At 35.3% G+C, this 18038-nt stretch carries 16 protein-coding genes; 1 reads left to right on the plus strand and 15 read right to left on the minus strand.

The window, feature by feature from the left end:
• Window positions 1–3: 3 nt before the first annotated feature.
• From METHO_RS12655 to METHO_RS12690, 8 genes are all read right to left on the minus strand, one after another.
• Window positions 4–234, minus strand: coding sequence for a hypothetical protein (locus tag METHO_RS12655; protein ID WP_015313906.1), 231 nt, complete (start codon window positions 232–234; stop codon window positions 4–6).
• A gap of 39 nt (window positions 235–273) precedes the next feature.
• Complete coding sequence (locus METHO_RS12660; RefSeq protein WP_015313907.1) at window positions 274–2355, minus strand: PGF-pre-PGF domain-containing protein; 2082 nt, start codon at window positions 2353–2355, stop codon at window positions 274–276.
• Between the two features lie 264 nt (window positions 2356–2619).
• Window positions 2620–2853, minus strand: coding sequence for a hypothetical protein (locus tag METHO_RS12665; RefSeq protein ID WP_015313908.1), 234 nt, complete (start codon window positions 2851–2853; stop codon window positions 2620–2622).
• A 42-nt stretch (window positions 2854–2895) separates the two neighbouring features.
• Window positions 2896–3204 (minus strand): hypothetical protein, encoded by a 309-nt coding sequence (locus tag METHO_RS12670; protein ID WP_015313909.1) that lies wholly within the window; start codon window positions 3202–3204, stop codon window positions 2896–2898.
• Between the two features lie 9 nt (window positions 3205–3213).
• Entirely contained in the window at window positions 3214–3507 is a 294-nt protein-coding gene (locus METHO_RS12675) for a hypothetical protein (protein ID WP_015313910.1), read from the minus strand.
• Window positions 3508–3556: 49 nt separating this feature from the next.
• Window positions 3557–4213 carry a HEAT repeat domain-containing protein gene (locus METHO_RS12680; RefSeq protein ID WP_015313911.1) on the minus strand — a complete coding sequence of 219 codons (657 nt, stop codon included), beginning with the start codon at window positions 4211–4213 and terminating at the stop codon, window positions 3557–3559.
• A gap of 75 nt (window positions 4214–4288) precedes the next feature.
• The gene (locus tag METHO_RS12685) at window positions 4289–4828 is read right to left on the minus strand and encodes a hypothetical protein (protein WP_015313912.1); all 540 of its coding nucleotides are present in this window, start codon (window positions 4826–4828) and stop codon (window positions 4289–4291) included.
• A 36-nt stretch (window positions 4829–4864) separates the two neighbouring features.
• Complete coding sequence (locus tag METHO_RS12690; RefSeq protein ID WP_015313913.1) at window positions 4865–7978, minus strand: helicase-related protein; 3114 nt, start codon at window positions 7976–7978, stop codon at window positions 4865–4867.
• 95 nt (window positions 7979–8073) lie between these two features.
• Here METHO_RS12690 and METHO_RS12695 point away from each other — a divergent pair, with 95 nt between their 5' ends.
• On the plus strand, window positions 8074–10182 hold the full coding sequence (locus tag METHO_RS12695) for a HEAT repeat domain-containing protein (protein ID WP_015313914.1): 2109 nt from the start codon (window positions 8074–8076) through the stop codon (window positions 10180–10182).
• 70 nt (window positions 10183–10252) lie between these two features.
• On the opposite strand, the gene METHO_RS12700 is transcribed toward METHO_RS12695, so the two are convergent.
• The 7 genes from METHO_RS12700 to METHO_RS12730 form a co-directional block, all read right to left on the minus strand.
• A complete protein-coding gene (locus METHO_RS12700; protein ID WP_015313915.1) occupies window positions 10253–10531 on the minus strand; it encodes a hypothetical protein in 279 nt (92 codons plus the stop codon).
• A gap of 93 nt (window positions 10532–10624) precedes the next feature.
• The gene (nrdD, locus tag METHO_RS12705) at window positions 10625–12949 is read right to left on the minus strand and encodes an anaerobic ribonucleoside-triphosphate reductase (RefSeq protein WP_015313916.1); all 2325 of its coding nucleotides are present in this window, start codon (window positions 12947–12949) and stop codon (window positions 10625–10627) included.
• A gap of 139 nt (window positions 12950–13088) precedes the next feature.
• Window positions 13089–14837, minus strand: a complete 1749-nt coding sequence (locus METHO_RS12710; RefSeq protein WP_015313917.1) for an AAA family ATPase — start codon at window positions 14835–14837, stop codon at window positions 13089–13091.
• Between the two features lie 29 nt (window positions 14838–14866).
• Window positions 14867–16153, minus strand: a complete 1287-nt coding sequence (locus METHO_RS12715) for a hypothetical protein (protein ID WP_015313918.1) — start codon at window positions 16151–16153, stop codon at window positions 14867–14869.
• A 151-nt stretch (window positions 16154–16304) separates the two neighbouring features.
• Complete coding sequence (locus tag METHO_RS12720; protein WP_015313919.1) at window positions 16305–16556, minus strand: hypothetical protein; 252 nt, start codon at window positions 16554–16556, stop codon at window positions 16305–16307.
• A complete protein-coding gene (locus METHO_RS12725) occupies window positions 16553–17380 on the minus strand; it encodes a segregation/condensation protein A (RefSeq protein WP_015313920.1) in 828 nt (275 codons plus the stop codon). Before METHO_RS12725 ends, METHO_RS12720 begins: the two co-directional genes overlap by 4 nt.
• Window positions 17381–17434: 54 nt before the next feature.
• Entirely contained in the window at window positions 17435–17908 is a 474-nt protein-coding gene (locus tag METHO_RS12730) for a hypothetical protein (RefSeq protein ID WP_156811313.1), read from the minus strand.
• Between the last annotated feature and the right edge of the window lie 130 nt (window positions 17909–18038).

The raw sequence follows: 18038 nt of genomic DNA on the forward strand, positions 1-18038 counted from the left end.
CCACTAATCATGTTTTGTTTTGTCTTCTACCATGCTCATTAGATCCAGAGGAATATTTTCTTCTGATACGGGAATAATCAGTACTTTTTTACCAATGAGATATTGTGGTACAACTACAACTGGATAATATCCATTTGGAGAGCCTTCGACCTCTCGGTCTATCCTACCATCTTTCGACATCCGATCTAAATCGATATAATTTTCTTGTACTCTTCTCGTGTATCCAAATTCCATATTAATCACTTCTTACTAACAAAAAAAATCTATAGTGGATTAGTGTTTCTTAAGGAACACGAATCCACCTGCAAATAATCCCATTACCATACATGTACCGACAGCATATATTGGAAGATTTGATTTTTCGGGTTGTGTATCTGTGGTGTTGGAGCTATTTGTAGTGTTTTTATCATTCCTGGTACTTTTTGTTTTTAGTACCATTGTTTGTGCATATACATCATCCGGTTTGGATGTAGCTGTCTGCTCACCAGTGATAGCAAACGATGAGAATCCATCAGTTTGAGCTGTATATGTGTTATTTATAGAACTATTTATTGGAATAGTGGGTAGTTCTTCCCAACCATAGCCATCATATCTTTGCAGTTTAACGTCTGTTGGGCTCAAGCACATCTTTTGCATCCATGATTCATTTACATGGAATTTTACCCAACCATCTTCTATGTTATCATCAGTAGCAAATCCAGATTTACCTACCCATACATTTACATAAGTATATACATTTCCTTGAGGATCGCTGTCTACTAGCTTTGATCTATTATTCAGAATCTCTACCGTAGTAGTTATTTCTCCGGAGTTTTTGAGAGCCTTAAATCCAATTGAAGGGACGACATCAGCAGTTTTGTTGAAGTTGTATATTACATAAGTATCTGCTAATATGAACTTTCTGGCAACGTCTTTAATCAAAATTTTCCTGAAATCTTCTGCAGTAGAAGCTCCTCCTATACTACCGCCACCGCCTCCACTTTTGGATTCAATGGTATTTGATGAATTTGTCCTGACAACAATCTTAATGGTATTTCCATTAAAACCATTATTATAAGGGGTTATGTTGTAAGTATAGATAGTATTGCTCGTAAGTCCTGAGTCTACATATGACTCTTCGCTAATGTTTCCAATAATAAGTCCATTTCTTTGTATTTGGGTATTGGTAGTTTCATTAGAAGCATTCCATACTAATGTGATCGAAGTATTAGTAATTTCAGTACTGGAAACACTAGAAATGACAGGTATCTTTATTGTAGTAGCTGTATTATTGATTCCTGTGTAATCAATATTTCCTGAAGTATCAACAGTATGTATGCTGATTGTGTGAGTTGTTGCTTCACCTAGTCCAGTTGCATTATATGAATCTATAGAGCTATTGAAAATGTTAGTTACAAAGACATTGTCCAGATAAACCATTATGTATCCAAGACTTGTATTCAAGGGATTTGTCCAGGTCCATCTGATCCAACTTGGACCAATATTACTGGCACTGATATTTGATATGGAACAAGATACAGTAAGGTTATTTGATGTAATTCTTGATGTATCAAAAATAGCTTCTGCTGCAGTTAGATCTATGGTAGCCTGATCAACTTGAGATTGAGTTGTATTTTCATTACTTAGAATTGCCTGTGCATTGAGAATCGATATATTAAAAGCATCAATTGCTGATTGGGAATATTGTCCAATTTCTGTTCCTGCTATAGCAAGACTTAGTTTTGTATATGCAGTAGTAATAACAGATGCGAGGGTAGTTTTATTTACAGAAGTTATTTTGGATGCGTCAAATATTGCTTCCGCTGACTTTAGAGTTATAACAGCTTGATTTACTTCTGCCTGAGTTGCATCTGGGTCATTTAATATTGTTTGTACATTAACAATAGTTGTATTGAAAGCATTGATAATCGTTTGAGGATATTGGCCTTGGCCTGTTCCTGCAACAGCACTTCTTAGTTTTAAGGTCGCTGTTGTGATTGATGAAGATAGTGTCGTTTTATTTACTGATGTTATCATTGCCGTATCAAACAAGGCTTCTGCAGCTTCCAGATCATATATTGCCTGATCGATTTCACTTTGAGTTATTGCATTATTAGAAACGGTTTGAGCTATGGAAATCGCTTCTCTGAAAGTAGTTATTGCAGATTGGGGATACTGTCCGGGTTCAATGCCAGCGATTGCATTTCCGGCTTTCAGAGATGCTGTTGTAATGCTGGATGTTAGTTGACTTGTATCTACTGTGGCATTGTCTGCCAAACCTGTATCTATAGTCATGGATACTAAAAGTACCATTGAGATTATGTAAAATATTCCAATTCCAAGATATGTAAGTCTATTCTTAATTTGCAGTTCCATCACCTACTGAAATTTTAGTGAGGCTCTATTACCACTATGACAATAATTTCATTTAGTTGAAGATGATATAGAGTAAACTATTCCTTTCCTGATAATTCAAATACAATCTAATTTTATTTAAAATTTACCTTCTGAATCAGAAAGCCATTCTCTTGGTAGCTAGAAGAAAAAAATGTTTGTAATTTTAATTGTTTTTCATCAGCTTGAAGCAAGGAGACCACCGGTTTTAACCGGTGGTTATTGATTTACTCGGAGAATATAAAATTAAATTTCAAACAATTTTAAAAATTCTTCGGAATATCCCATACCTCCAAACATTAATGTAGCCAACGAAAATGCACCTGCTATGACTGTTGTAGATAATTCAAATATAAGATATGTATTAGGAACAGTTCCAGTTGGATAACTATCTATAATCCAAGAAACTATACAAAGTATCAAACTACTCACTATAGCAGCAAGTAAACAAAATTTAAACCAAGGCTTTGCATCTTCCATAAAATCTACCCTTCTAATCTTGATTGGAATTTTTTGATATATTCACTGTATATTGTCTACATTATAGTCATTTCCATTAATCGTCTTCATTATTTGACAGATCAATTCCTTTGTTTTTTCGGCATCTTTAATAGAAGGATTGACTTTTAGAAAATCCGCAAAGTTTAGAGAAGTATGTTCGCATTCTGGACACATGAAATACAATGTTTTACTTTCACATATTGTTGAATCAGTAAAATCAACCTTATTGTTTTCAATTTCCCAATCGTATCGCCACTTTTCAGCAGTATCTTCAATTACTTTATCAATTTGACGATTACAGTTTGGACAAAAAAATTCTATTGCAGGCATGTTACTACCTCAATCATACAAAGCATCGGGATGACCTGCAAAAGGATTGCTTCCACGTTCTGATAGTTCGATTCCTCTTTCCATTCTATCAAGAGCTCTCTGTTCTCCTCCATCTCTGGAATCTTGACGTTCTTTTTTTATCTTTTCAATGAATTCATCGACAGGAACAAGGCAATTATCACATAAGAATCGTAATTCATGTTCATAAGTAACAAACTCACCTTCAATTACATTACCATAATCAATAGCTGATACGTCATCATCTTCCTCGAATACTTTTCCACATACAATACATTTTGCCATGGTTTCACCTATTATTGATTTTATGAGTATTTGTTTGCTTTTTTTGTTTTTATGAAAACCAGTTCAAGAGCATAATGGAATCTAGTGGTACATTGTATTTTTCTTTGATTACCTTAATGGTTTCTCTGGTCTGAATTTTATTGATGTAGTCTTTGTATTCGAGTAGGTGTTCCATGATAGGAATAGCACTTAAGTCTCCGACTTGTGCAAGGGATATTAATGCAGCAGGTACTTCGAAGACTCCTCTGTGCAATGCATGTATCAAGATCCTTGTAGCTCTGTTATCTCCTAAATGACCAACGGTTTTTATGATCTCTATTCTCACATCATGATAACCCGATATTACAGTTTCATGGTATAGATCAAGCAAAATCGAAAGAAATTCAGGATTTTTTATGGTCCCAATTGCTCTCACTGCTAAGAGTTGTGTTACGTATGATGGACTGGAAAGAGCATATCGAATAGCCTGATAAGTCGCTTTTGTTGAATTTTCAGGAGTTGCTAATTTGCAGATATATACCAGAGCTGTGTCAATCGATGAAGGGAATATTTGTTGTTTGTTGTTTGAGAGTCTTTCTAGGACAAAGGATTCTAGTTTCCTTATATCATTTTCAGCGAAAGCTTTTTTCAAGATACTATTATGATATTCAGCTTCAGTAATTGATAGAGAATTACTATTGTCAGTAGCGAATAATGTCGTTTGCATTACCCTTTTCTCTCCTTGATGATTTATGTTATTTCTTCGATTCTGACTCATTTTTCTAAGATTGCTATCTTTTCATCAAGACTTTTTTCTGTTGTTTATCTGAAACTCATATTTGTTCAGGTCACTTTCTAAAACTTCATCATCGGGGATGTTATTATTGTTGTTTTTTAGTTCAATCTTCATGTATTTTAATAGTTCTTGTCGATGATTATCGATAACATGTAGGTCAAGATCATCCCATATGTAGTCTTCTTCCCAACAATCAACAAATTCATAACAATCTAGGCCTTTCTTAGTAACCAATTGAACTATAATAGAGCCCCAACCATATTTGTGTTCACATATTATACCGAAGTCTCTGGATTTGATTTCCTTTACTTCTTCTTTTGTTAGAGGAATTCCATTAATTTCAATTCCAGAGATATCATTATCGGTGATGTATAAATCGTTGTCATTGGATTCGCATTTCCATACATGCCCTGTTAATTCTTCAATGGTGTTTTTGATAGCATCTTTGAGGTCGAGGCCATCTTGTGCTTGTGTTATTTGTAACGCGAATATGAGTGATACTTCATGATTTCGGCTACCATCATCTATAATTGATGTTATTGTCATACGTTCCTCATTGCTATCTTTTTTTTAAAAAAAAAGTTATAGTAAACCTTCTTCTGTAAGCATCTTATAACTGAAATCCTTATAAGAAAGCCAATTATCCGGATTGAATTCGCTTACTTTTTTTTCATCTATTGCCTGATCGATTCCGTTGGCCTTTAGATCACATAATTGTTTCATGTATTCATCTATTGTTCCTTCTAAAAGGACAAAATGGATATTAGGCTCTTTCTTTTGTTGAGGTCTCAGTATCCTTGAGTATGCTTGTCTTGTTTTTGATGGAGTCCAGTTAACATCGACAACGATTACAGTAGACGCTTCCGGGATGTTAAGTGCAGTTTCTCCACATGTTGTAGTTGCAAGCATTACATTAATATCAGGAGATGTCTGGAATTTTTCCTTGTCTGTTATTCTCTTGTCAATTGATATTTCTCCAGTGAAGAGAATTGAATTTATTTGTTCCTGATTTAATATCCGGTGCATGTAACTAAGGAATTCTGGTCTTTCAGAGAATACGATTATTTTTTCTCCGTTATTAATAGCATTCCTAATCAGTTCAATTGTTTTTATTTGCTTTTGGGTTGAATCATGATTCCATTCAAATCCTGGAATATCAGTTTTACTGCTTTGTGGAATTGTAGATGCAAACTGGAGTTTAGTGAGATGAGAAATTACAATAGCATTGCTAATGTTATGGCTTGAATCATATTTCATTATTTCAAGCTGTTCTCTGAACCATTTTGCATAGTTTTCCAGCCATTTTTTGTAGTATAACAAGTGGTCAGTATCTGGTTTTATCAAGTGGTTATGAAATACAGGTGTTGGACATTTCATGTATGGTTTGACTTCTGGTTCGTTTGTTACCCTGCGGATCATCTTTGGTGCAAGCATTTTATACCATTCATTAATATCTTTGACCATTGGTACTTCCATGGACCTCATGCCTTTGTCGAGTGTTTGAGCAAACTGTTCAGATACCCATGTAGTCTTGATGAACGTTTCATTAAATTTGCGAGTTCCTGAAGTAAATTGATAGCCTTCATCGACAGGGTAACGATATCCGTATGGATTAAGTTCTGTGCCATCGCCCCATGCTGCTACCAGCAACGAGAAAATGTTTCTGGGATAATTATTAATTATCGTTCCAGTGGCTTCTATAATTCTCTTGCATCTTCCGAACATTTGTCTGGCTGCAAGAGAGCGATTTGAATCGGCTGCTTTGAGATTATGTGCTTCGTCAAATGCCACGAATTTGATCTTTTTCTTCAGGACTTTAATATACGGTTTTTTCAGTCCGTCGATTTTTGTCCATAATTTATTATATGAGATAATATTGAATTGTTTTAGGTTATCTAATTCTTTTCTGGAATCGATTACGTTTACGTTTTTAATTCCTAAGTTATTAAATTCGGTGAGGAATTCTTTGATGTTTCTTGATTCTACAACTATCAGAGCATGTTCATGTCCAGATAATATAATTGATGCAATTATACATCGGGTTTTTCCAACACCCATATCACCTGTATACATTACACCGGATTTCATGCACATTCTGATAACATCGTCTTTTTGATATGGCCACAACCAATCGATACCAAGCTTATCGAGTTTCTTGTGAAGCTCTTCATACTTTGCAGCATATTTGGTTCTGATACCATTTTCAGAGTATTTGTTAATCCAGATTCCTTTATCTTCATCATATACCGCTTTTTCAAAAGGAGTCATTTCGAGTTCTTTTCTTTGAGTAATTTTCTTGTACCAGTTGAATACCTGATCATCGAAAACAACATCCAATCCCTTTCTTTCAAGATGTTCTTTCATCTGCATTATGGTATCCAGACCATCGTTAACAATGTTCATTCTCCTGCAGTTCCATTGCCATATCGAGAAATTTGTTTGGTTTCCGCGATTGTATTTCTTTCCGTATGAATCAATGGCTTCCTGCAGTTTTAATGCTGACAGCATGTCTTTTGCAGAGAAAACTAGTCCAGAGCTATTTGCATTGACAGATATACGAATTTTTTTTGCATATTCAAGTGATAAAGTTGGTTTGGAAGGTACAGATATTGACTCTATTTCTGCATGTGGTTGAAGATCGAGATCATATAATGGATATTCATTTGCAGTATCTATTTTTTCCAGTAATTTTTTGTATCCCTCGGAGTTTTTCCATATCTCGATTTTTTCCGGGAGCTGTTCCATTGTTTCTACGGTGAGATGCATTGTTTCTAGTTTGTTGTACCAGTAGTCGTATGGAATATAGACTACAAGAGAACAATTCCATTCTGTTCCGTATTCTTTGAATGCTTCAGAGGGTAGATCGATTCTAAGCAATTTTTTGTGCTGGATAGATGCCCATTTTTCAAATGAATATGTACTTGAATTTGTAAAGAAAGATGTTGGAAGAATTGCTCCAACTACTGTTCTTGATGATTCAAGAGCAATTTCAAGAGCTGCAATATGAGATTCAATTGACGATCTCGGACCAAGTTTCCCCCAATTTGCGTTTATTAATGGGATATTTTTCTTTTCTATTTGTAGTGAGAAAGGGGGATTGATTATGAAAGCATCAACCATTGTTCTTTCTTTTGATGTTAGCAGGTATCTGTCGTTTTCTGGAATTGCTCCATGCTTAAAAGATGTATGATTGATAAGGTTATCATTGATTATTGTATCATTTGGCCAGATGTATTTAGCAATTGAAAATGCGTTATTATCGAGTTCAATTCCATATAATCTATTGTTATTTGGTATGAACTGGAACATGGATCCTATTCCCATGGAATTGTCCATGATAGTAAGATTCTTTGCTCTATCAAGTCCCATAGATTCAGTAAGAGCCTTTACAACAACTGCAGGAGTAAAGAACTGGCCTTTGTTAAGCTCCCTTTTCTTATGCATGTCAGGAAGCCCACGGGAACCTTCCAGTTTAACAGTAAGTCCAAGAGGTTTATACTTATGGAGTGCATATTCCCTGGTAAGTGTACGGGATTCCTGCATCTCGAAGATCCTGTAGTTTGGATCGTCTGGACTAATTGTTCTTAATATTGATTTTATTTCTTCAGTTATTGGTTCTGGAATAAGATCGGACTTTGGGAGAATAGGGTTTGAACTGATCTGATCGAGAAATTCGATTAATGTAGTTTGTAACAAGTATCACACCTCTTAGATACAAAAAATAGTGTGCTTTTTTTGGTGAAAATTTAGTTCCCAAAATTATTTATACTCATTCTGGAGTGTAATTATATATGGTGGTAGATCAGGAAGAAATCCATAGGTTGAGTTTGAGTAAAGATGTAAATGATAGACTTATAGCTTTTAGATTATTTAGGGATCACTTTGAATCATTACCCGACAAGTCATCCGCATGGATTGATTTGTATAGATTGACACAGGATAAGAATTCGATTGTAAAAAATAATGCTCCAAATGCTCTTGGTTATGCTTTCGAACATGTTCCTGACAAGTTTGTTGCATGGACTGATCTACATCATCTAACACGCAATGATGATAAGGATGTTAGAAAGAATGCTGCTTCTACCCTTGGTTATGCTTTTAAACACATTCCTTTGGAGTTCAAATCTGCTGCTTGGAATGACCTGCATAAGCTGACAAAAAATAAGCATTGGATGGTTAGAATGAATGCTGCTTTAGGTCTTGGTTATTCTTTTGAGTACATTCCTGAGGAGTTTAAGTCTGCTGCTTGGTTAGATTTACAAAGATTAACAAATGATAAAGATCTTGATGTTAGACAATATGCTGTTAATGCACTTGGTTATGCCTTTGAATATATTCCTGATAAGTCCATTGCTTGGTCTAATCTCCAGACACTAACAAGTAATGATAATTTGTATCTTAGAAGTCGGGCTACTTCTGCTCTTGGTCATGCATTTAAGTATGTTCCAAATAGGTCTGTTGCATGGTTCGAATTGCATAGGCTAGTATGTGATGATAATTCATATGTTAGAAGCGTTGCTGCTAGTAGCCTTGGTTATGTTTTTAAGTACATTCCTGAAGAATTAAAGTCCGAAGCTTGTTCTGATTTACATAAACTAACATATGATGAAGAATTAAACGTTAGAAGTAATGCCGCTTCGGTTATTGGTTCTGCTTTTTCTTATATTCCTGAAGAATACAAGTCTACAATGTGGTTTGATTTACATAGACTAACAAATGATAAATATTCAGATGCGAAAATGTATGCAAATCATTCCCTGGGTAAGATATGTATTTATAAAGCATCTAAATCAGAAATCGAATATGAGTCACGTACTTTGTTTGAAGAAGCGATTCGATATTTTGAAACTGCTACAAATGAACGTAGTTATTCAAATCCTGCAAAGTTTTGTAATCATTTCTATCGTTCTTTTGATGTAGTTTTGTTTAAAAAAAATAACTCAAAGAACAATATTGAGAAATATATTACAGCTGCAAAAAAGGAAATTGAAGGATCTAAAAGTAAAGAAAATCTCATCAAAGCAATTGAACAGTTAGCTGAGGCTCTTGAAATGGCACACCATGCTCATGAATCTGGTAATGATTGGCAAGAAACACTAAAACATTGCTCAGATATCTGTAATCGTGCTGACCAATTAATGTTAGAGAACAAAGATAATATACCTGCTATATTCGACATATACGAGAAAAACAAACCATCCTTTAGGAAAAACATCAAAGAACTCATAGATGAAGTCAAAGAGAAAGCAGAGATAACCTGCAAGGAAACACAAGGTACTCCTGCTGAAGGTGTTGCTTGTTCTATTAACAAGGAAATACAAAAATGGAAAATTGAAAGTCAGGAAGATATCGAAAAGAGTTTCTATAATCTAATCGATATGATGAAGATTATGATACCTGACATCCCTAAAAATCAGTTACTACTCTCAAAAGTTAATTCTATGGAAAATTATACAAAACCAGAGGATGTGTTTGAAGCTCTAGGTATGATATTTCCATTGATCAAAAACATGAGTCTATCTGAAGATATAAACTATATCAAATCAACAGTAGATGAAATAAAAGTTGATGTAAAACAAGTAGATACGAAAATCGATAATCTGAGTATTAATGTCGAGCAAGTGACGAAACAGATAATGGAACAGCCAAATTCACAAGAATATCTTGATCTGATCCAACAGAGATTAGAAAATATTCAAGATAAAATTCCTGAAATGAAGGATGAGATTAAAGATGTACTTGATGAATTGTATTCTCCTCTTGGAATAGAGAGAAAACTAAAAATTTCCATCCCATTAATTCCATTGTTCATGTCATATGAAGCTCAAGTAACTCCTTCTAAGTTTGTAGTTGATCGGATTTTTGAATTTAAGCAGCTTTACAGTAAATTAATAATATGAGAAATAAATGATATCGTTTTTCAAGCCATATATTTGATATTTGCATCCAATTTTTGCATGAGAAAATGAACTATTTGCTTTTATTAGCACTATTAACCACTTTTATGTTTCTGATATCATTTGGATTTACAAAGATAGGCTTATTACCAATCATCACTCTGATATGGTCACGGAAACTAGGAAGAGCTCCTATAATTTTGTCTCCATTTTTCGTTTCGATCTCAAATGTTGACTTGTGTTCAAATTTTGGATAGTTCTTTTGGGTGACAGAAAATATCATTCCAAGAAAAATCGGTGAAAGTAGTCCTAGTACAAAAACAACGAAGATACCTAATAGAGACATCTGCATATTATTTCCTCTGTATTCTATGTTACTGTATTTGGGAAATTATTCCCAATGTATAAATAACTTGTGTTTTTATTGTTCACCTAAAAAAATATATTATGTCTGTATCTGCAGAGATGGTTTCTTTTCTGGTGATTTCGTATTCTTATTCCTCAGATGTTCAGGATCATACCTTTGCCTGTCTTTAAGTTCCTGTTTCTTTGCAGCATTCCAGCCGCTAACTGCTTGAATATAACCAGTGACTCTGGAAAGGTGTTCTACATTATTGGATCCACAATTCTCGCAAGTATTGTGTAATCCTGGCATTACGTGAGAATCATTTCTGCAGATAGTCAGATCCTTTGTAAATGCAAAGTACCCGACCTGCGTGTTCTTAGCAATGTTCATAGCAAATTCTTTGAGTCCTTTTGCATCCGGAGAGCTTTCTCCAAGCCATATATGGAGAATGTTTCCTCCGTCAACTATTGGGAAGAACGTGTGCTCCGCCTTGATTCTATCTATAATTGATATGTTTGCTCCAGGTGGTACATGTGTTCCGTTTGTGTAGTATACAGGGAGATCTCTTGTCATGTTTCTTTGCCTGAGAGCTGTATCAATATCTCCTTTGATGACACGGATTGCATCTTTTCTATAAGATTCGTTCAGCAGGTCGGATACAGCAAATCTCTGACATGTTGTTTCTGCAGGTGTTCTTGCAAGAGCAATTGTCATACCGTGCTTTACAGACAGTTCTTTTGCATACATTTCCATTTCTGTCATTACCCTTATTGCAAGTTTCATGGCAATGTGTGATTCATGTAGCTGGCACCCACATTGGACCTGAACCATTTCGTTGATTCCTATAACACCGATTGTATAAACCAATGCATTCAGATCGACTGCAATGCTTCCCTTTTTATTTGTATTGGGATCTTTTGGTCTTTGAGTAATGAATGGCATTCTACCTGCAGTTATTACCTGGTTCATCCAGTTTTTCTTGATGTTGAATATTTTGACTGCATCATCCATCTGTTTCTTGAGGATTGCTATCAGGAGATTATCATTACCATTGGCTTTGTAAGCTGCTCTTGGACAATTGAGTGATACTACCTGCCATGATCCCATTGAGAAATGCTTACCCTCCTTGAATAGTACTTTTTCTTCAAATTCGTTATCATCTTCTTCATTTACGGAAAATTGATAAGCACAACATTGATAGCAAGAAATCCCGCCTTTTGAACGTCTGTATTCAGGAAGCTGGTTATCAAAGTAAGGAGTTCCGAACTTTGAAGCAAGTTCAAATGCAGTCGTGTATAATTCTTCATATGTGGGGAGTTCTGGATGGGTTTTGTTGAATAATGTGTCTTCTTGCATAAAATCGGGTTCTATAGAAATCTCAGGCTTTGGAAAACTGAATGGCTTGCCCCAATAATCACCCTGTAGCATGACATTCATTAGAGCTTTGAAGGATAACCTTACTTCTCTTTCAAACTCACCATATGTACGTTTTAATGGGCTATCGAGACCATTCCAGACCTTTCCCATATATACAGCTGGAATATCTTTCCATATACTTGGTATTCCCGGAGAAAGCTGAACTGATGAGAACACCAGCTGTCCTCCACGAGCAACCATCATCTGTGTCATTTCATAGATGAACATTTGCATTAGCTGTTCAATTTCCTTGTATTCTTTGCCTTCCAGGTAAGGAGCAAGGAACGTAAGGAAATTGTAGAATCCCTGCCCTCCGGCAAAGTTTGTCTGTGCGCTTCCAAGTGCTTTTACTGCATGAAGGATTGCAACTTCTGCTTTCATTGCAGGTCCTGCTACACTTGCTTTCGTTCCGTTTCCATCCGGCATCAAGCCATAGTAGAAGAAATATCTCAGATCCCAATCCTGACAGAATGGCCGGGTTCCAAAGTATTCAAGATCGTGGATATGAATGTCACCTTTTAGGTGCATATCAGTGATTTCCTGAGGGAATAGTAAAAGATACTGTTCCTTAGAGATCTTATCGGCTTTTTTCTTGTGAGCTGTTTCAGCATTACACTGTAAATTGGCATTTTCATTTACTTCAAAACCGTTACCTAAATCGATTTCACATGCATCAAATACAGGAGTTCCAACACGAGTAGATATTTTTCTCCATTCAGGATGACCTGACTCAAGGAGCTTAATGTTGACAATTTCTCTAATGAGAGGGCCTGAGAGAACAGAAAGATTCATTTTCAAAATACTTTTCTCAACGTCCTTTGCTATATTTTGTGCTTCTTCTCTTGTGATTGCTGTAATTCCATAGTACTTTTCACAAAGGACTGTTTCTTTGAGGAGCTGGTTCACGATAGCTTCTTTGTTCCATTCTATGAAGTGGCCATCCGTTGTCCGGACTTGAGGCATAGTAACTACAAGTGATCCATCTAATGATTGCTGTTTAGGTTGCATGTGATTACCTTGATTATTTGGTAATGAGTGTTTGTTTTTTTTTAAAAAAAAAGCAGTATTATAAATCAAATACAGGAGACATATTTAAGAGAGGTGTAACGCTGATGTCTCCTGTTTATCTTATGAATCCTGATGCAACTCAGGCATAAGCTGGAATATCTTCAAGTATTGATGTGATTTTTGTCATGCTATCGGGTTTCTCGCTCTTGAGATTAACCATAACAATATCATTTTGATGAGTAATTGTTATTGTTGTTGAAAGCATGGTAAATGAAACATCTGTAGTCAATGATTCCTGAATATTGGTCTTGTTCTTGGTAGTTCCAAGATTTACAAACTCAGGGAATACTTGTTTAGAAAAGACTTCTTTATCGAATTTAAATGTCTTTTCTTTTCTCTCATTATATTTTTTTAGAAGGGTTTCTATGGATTCCCTGTTGGAGAGAATCTTTTCGTAATTTCTCATCGGTACCATTGTCGAAAGTGTATCACATATTACTTGAATATCCGGTTTTTTATCTGTTGGCATGGCAAAGGTTTGAGAGGACTTGATCCTCTGTTCTAATAACTGGAAATCATCGTCTTTTGGTTGTGTTTCCAGTATACTCATAACATCTTCAAGATCTCTTGTACTGGTGTTTGCATATATTCTTAGAATATCGATAAGTGTGTTCAGGTACAGCATGTTTTGTCTTGAGTACTTGAACATTTCTTCGATTATACTTGATGCAGGTTTTGCTATTGCCTGCTGATATTTACTAAGAATATCCAGGCAATGTTGTTTTTGCTGTTCTACTTTGGGTATTGCATATTCTACTATCCATGTGTGTGCATCAACATACTTGGACATTGTTTCTGGTTGCAATGTAATACGATGGTTCAATGCATAAGGCATTATGAACATTATATCGTCTATAGATACTGTATCTCTCTTCTCAAGCCATGCTTTGGTTTTCGAGAATTTGAGGATTGATTCAATGAACCTCTGCCCTATGGGGTATTTGACATGAGCACAAAGTCCATTATCAAAACTGCATGCCTTACAGTTTATATTTTCATTGTAGATTTCATTTGCAATGTCTCTGCGATGTTTACATGCAAAGAACAACTGAGTAATTGCTGACAACAGATAAATGTCCTCGGACTTGATATGTACTTTTCTTATATCTTCATATATCTCTGTCATTTGCACGTATGACAGCAGAGAAGGTAATTCTGCAGCTGTCTTATCAGACGTTTTTATAGTCTGGGTAGCAATTATCGTAAACAATGAAGGAGCACACATTGGGATCTTAACATCTATTCTATCCTCCAGTGCAGGTTCCAGCCTGCGACCATCGTTCTGCATGTGTACAGGATTCTGGTCGAATATAGTGATTGATGGATTTGGAGACCTGAATATTTTACCCTTATATTCGAGCTCTTGCTCTTGGAATAGTCGTAAGAGTGTATCCTGAAGTGATTTACTTGCTCTGTTGGCCTCATTTACGAACTTAATTGGCTGAGTTACGAAATCCATTGCTCTTGGATCAAAATCATATTCCTGCTGTGTATTTGTCAGCTGGCCAGATTTATCGTAATTATAATGTGTATTTGATGTTACTGCAGTTTCATACAGGGATTCTTCCTGTCTTTTGTCAGGATCGCATTGAAGCAATCCTATTTTCTGGTCCTTGAAGAAAACCTTTTGGATTGCTCTTGTTGATACTCCTTTTCCTATACCCATTATTCCTTCGAGTAAAGTAATACCGTTTTCTGTTAATGGAATCAGGCACAGCATTGTTTTGATGGATGGATCAAATATCGTAACGCTTTCCTTTGTTTTTCCATTAAATATTTCCTTGAGACCTGCAAGGACAGTTTCATGATGAATAAATGAAGGTTCCATTATTTTACCTCAGATAAATTATTGGGAAATCATAGACAATCTAATATTGCATCTCCCAGAGATAAGTCTTCTTTCTTTTCTTGAGTTTTTATGTCCATTTTATCAGTTGTTTTTGGAGATGATCTCTTTGATGGTATGGATTTCTTACTCTTTGTTGTCCTTACTGTCTGTTTCGGCTGTTCGAGCAAGGATCTCATTAGCAGACCTTCTGAAGCGTCTAAGAGAGCATCGATTTCCGGAGTTCTGTTCTGATGCAAGGAACGAATGTTCTCGATTTCTCTTTTAATTGCATTAATTGATTTCCCATTGATTTTTCCATCTTTGTCATGTGATTTTTTCACTGTGTTGCTTAATGATGATACAATCTTTTCAAGTTGAGCTTTCAAATTCTCGTTTAGCTGAGATACTATCTGTTCGGTCTTTGTTTGTATCACCTGATCTACGATTTCAGGTGATAGTTTAGATTCTCCTAGTGATGTATCAATGAAGAAAGTTAGAATTTCTATCTTGTTTTGGAGAGAATCATAGTTATTTATTGGCTGAAACTTGCTTATACCAAGTCTTGCTGCATTTGAATTGATTTTATCCTTATGTTCCCATATTGTATCAATTACATTCTTTACAGAATACTTGTTGTCCCTTCCAATACCTTCTTCTTTGACATTTTCAAATACCTTCATTACAGCTACCAGATTATGTTCTGGAATGAATCTGATGTTGGCGAATATTTTAACACCGAGTTTATCCAATTCTCGATCTATTGCATTTCTCAGTCTCCCTGGAAGTCCTCTTATTTCTTTTGGTAAAGCAATTGTAATTCTCTCTACGAAATCATTTTCATTTTCTCTGATGGTACCGAAAGTAGAACCACTGATAGAGTAACTTAAAAGGAGACCTGCAGGAACACTGACAATTCCCATGTTACGGGTATCTTTTATTTCTTTCATTGTGTCCAGTCTTTCAATAATTGCCTGGATAGCTTCGTCGTTTGTTTTTCCATCAATTAATTCATGGTTAGCTTTTATTGAATCGATTGCATTTTTCCTTTTGGATGGCGCATTGTTTTCAGGTACTGGATCTTCATCTTGAATTGTTGGAGTCTCCGGTACTTCATTGGATATGTCTTCTGAATCATTGGTTTCAGTTACTGTGGTAGATTCGGCTGTAAGAGAATTCTCATTATTAATCGGATTTCCAATGATCATCTTAATGTCTGTACTAATATTGTTTTCAGGAACCAATGGCATATCCACCGTTTGGGGAAATACATTTGTTTGGTCTCCTGACTCGAAGAAATCTAAAACTAATTGTTGCATAATTACACCTCTAAATAATTCATTTTATGTTTGTTTTTTTTGTTGGTGTATTTTAGAAGCAGGTGTTTCTAGAAGATGAAAAAAAGAAGATAAAAGAAGAATGGTCAGGATGTATTCGTGTAAAGATGCAGATATTATAGCAAAAAAAAGATTAAGAAATGTATTTTTGATGGGATCTCAGAATCTTGATGTCGATAAACTCGACAATCCCAAAAAGCATCATAATAGCAGCAATTATCAATGAAAATATCCCACTCCATCCTATTAGAATATCAGATAATGTAGGGAGGGGTTCAAGTGTAGTTGCTTGTACTGTGTCAGTTATGTAATTCCACTCAATAGTTGAATAACTGAGAAGAATTATACTTATCAGAAGGTCGATGTGATATGGTTCTCTTCTCATGTGATCACCTGTATTTCAATTTCCTGTGGCATGCGGATATATATTTCACCATAAAGTTCTGTTTGAGTTAAATGCACTTTCTTATCGTTAGCAAGGAACAACAATGCTAAGTATATCAGTAATGGACTTTCTGTTCCTGAATTTATTATTTCAGATAATGTTATAAACTCATTCTCAAGAAATATTTGGTCTAATCTTTCTTTTAGTCTTTCAGAATGACCAAGTATATCTTCTTCGTGAGCAATTTCAAGAACAGAATCCGTTGTTATTAATATAGGATCATCAAATCCTGGTTTCAGGTATTCATCTGCAGGTGTGTCTGGTTCCGTTGTTTCGATTAATAATTCATCAAGCAAGTCGTCAAGTGATATGTATACTTTCTTGCGTGATGTAGAAGGCAGAGAATACTCATGTTCGAGGTCCTGATCAATAAGTGCCTGCTGGTCTGCAGGATCAGCCGGAAGTTCAAAATCTATTTCATCGTCCAGGGAAATTGAAGACGATTTTATTCGTAGAAGTATGGATGCCTGCATTAATGTCCGGGCAGATATCCTGATATCCATTTTTTCCATGGATTTCAGCATTGAAAAGAACCAATCGGTTATGGTAATGATATCAACGTTCCATGGATCTATTTTTTCATTCTTTGCGAGGTATAGCAATATCTCAATGGGTTCGTTCAGGATATCTTCCGGCAGGTCAATTTTTGAAGTGTCTACTTTTAACTTCTCTAGATTTAATTTGATTTCCTGTGCGATTTCACATAGCTGCGAGGAGTTATCATCTGAGATTTCTATTGGATTTTGGGTTTCTTTGATACTCATTGATTTTCCTCGGGTAATATAATAAGAAGTATTTTATAATATATAAAATTGCCACTATTCAAAATACAGACATTTTCTGTCCTCAAGACATTGCTCAATTTCTTCTTCGATATTTCCTTCAAGTATGATGTTTTCATTTTTTGCTTCTCTAAGTAATATGTCTACTACATCTTGTATTGTATATTCGCCAGTTTCTATTCCTACAATGTAATTGCCTGAATTAAGCCAATCGGTTACATTCCATACATCTCTGGGATCGTAGTACTGATACACAATAATATCTCTTCCGGTGTCTGGATCAGTCACTGTCATATCTTTTCTATCTGAGAAATTCACAGGAATCTCACCGAAAGCTGATTCAAACGAACCAAATTCTCCAAGTGCATATTCGGAACTATTGTTAAGTGTTCCAAGCCAGCCTTTTTTTGTTTTTTTCTCGCTCAGAGTCCATGGAACAATGGAACTGATAGCATAGGTTATATTTTTTGGATATACAGGTGCTTTTTGTCCTACATCTATTACTTTCATCAGATAATACTTTTTATCACTGGATTGGTTCATTTGTTCCTCTTTGTTTTTTTCAGCTGATACTTTTCTGATTGTATATGCAATTCAAGATTATGAACTATCCTATATTTCATTGTTTATTTTTTGACCA

This window comes from Methanomethylovorans hollandica DSM 15978, assembly GCF_000328665.1.
In the GTDB taxonomy this organism is placed as follows: domain Archaea; phylum Halobacteriota; class Methanosarcinia; order Methanosarcinales; family Methanosarcinaceae; genus Methanomethylovorans; species Methanomethylovorans hollandica.

What these genes read in the sequence shown, in the direction of transcription:
- METHO_RS12660 (WP_015313907.1), bottom strand. Translation starts at nt 2,355, where the DNA reads ATGGAACTGCAAATTAAGAATAGACTTACATATCTTGGAATTGGAATA.
- METHO_RS12695 (WP_015313914.1), top strand. Translation starts at nt 8,074, where the DNA reads ATGGTGGTAGATCAGGAAGAAATCCATAGGTTGAGTTTGAGTAAAGAT.
- METHO_RS12675 (WP_015313910.1), bottom strand. Translation starts at nt 3,507, where the DNA reads ATGGCAAAATGTATTGTATGTGGAAAAGTATTCGAGGAAGATGATGAC.
- METHO_RS12725 (WP_015313920.1), bottom strand. Translation starts at nt 17,380, where the DNA reads ATGAGTATCAAAGAAACCCAAAATCCAATAGAAATCTCAGATGATAAC.
- METHO_RS12710 (WP_015313917.1), bottom strand. Translation starts at nt 14,837, where the DNA reads ATGGAACCTTCATTTATTCATCATGAAACTGTCCTTGCAGGTCTCAAG.
- METHO_RS12670 (WP_015313909.1), bottom strand. Translation starts at nt 3,204, where the DNA reads ATGCCTGCAATAGAATTTTTTTGTCCAAACTGTAATCGTCAAATTGAT.
- METHO_RS12715 (WP_015313918.1), bottom strand. Translation starts at nt 16,153, where the DNA reads ATGCAACAATTAGTTTTAGATTTCTTCGAGTCAGGAGACCAAACAAAT.
- METHO_RS12655 (WP_015313906.1), bottom strand. Translation starts at nt 234, where the DNA reads ATGGAATTTGGATACACGAGAAGAGTACAAGAAAATTATATCGATTTA.
- METHO_RS12720 (WP_015313919.1), bottom strand. Translation starts at nt 16,556, where the DNA reads ATGAGAAGAGAACCATATCACATCGACCTTCTGATAAGTATAATTCTT.
- METHO_RS12665 (WP_015313908.1), bottom strand. Translation starts at nt 2,853, where the DNA reads ATGGAAGATGCAAAGCCTTGGTTTAAATTTTGTTTACTTGCTGCTATA.
- METHO_RS12680 (WP_015313911.1), bottom strand. Translation starts at nt 4,213, where the DNA reads ATGCAAACGACATTATTCGCTACTGACAATAGTAATTCTCTATCAATT.
- METHO_RS12685 (WP_015313912.1), bottom strand. Translation starts at nt 4,828, where the DNA reads ATGACAATAACATCAATTATAGATGATGGTAGCCGAAATCATGAAGTA.
- METHO_RS12700 (WP_015313915.1), bottom strand. Translation starts at nt 10,531, where the DNA reads ATGCAGATGTCTCTATTAGGTATCTTCGTTGTTTTTGTACTAGGACTA.
- METHO_RS12730 (WP_156811313.1), bottom strand. Translation starts at nt 17,908, where the DNA reads ATGAAAGTAATAGATGTAGGACAAAAAGCACCTGTATATCCAAAAAAT.
- nrdD (WP_015313916.1), bottom strand. Translation starts at nt 12,949, where the DNA reads ATGCAACCTAAACAGCAATCATTAGATGGATCACTTGTAGTTACTATG.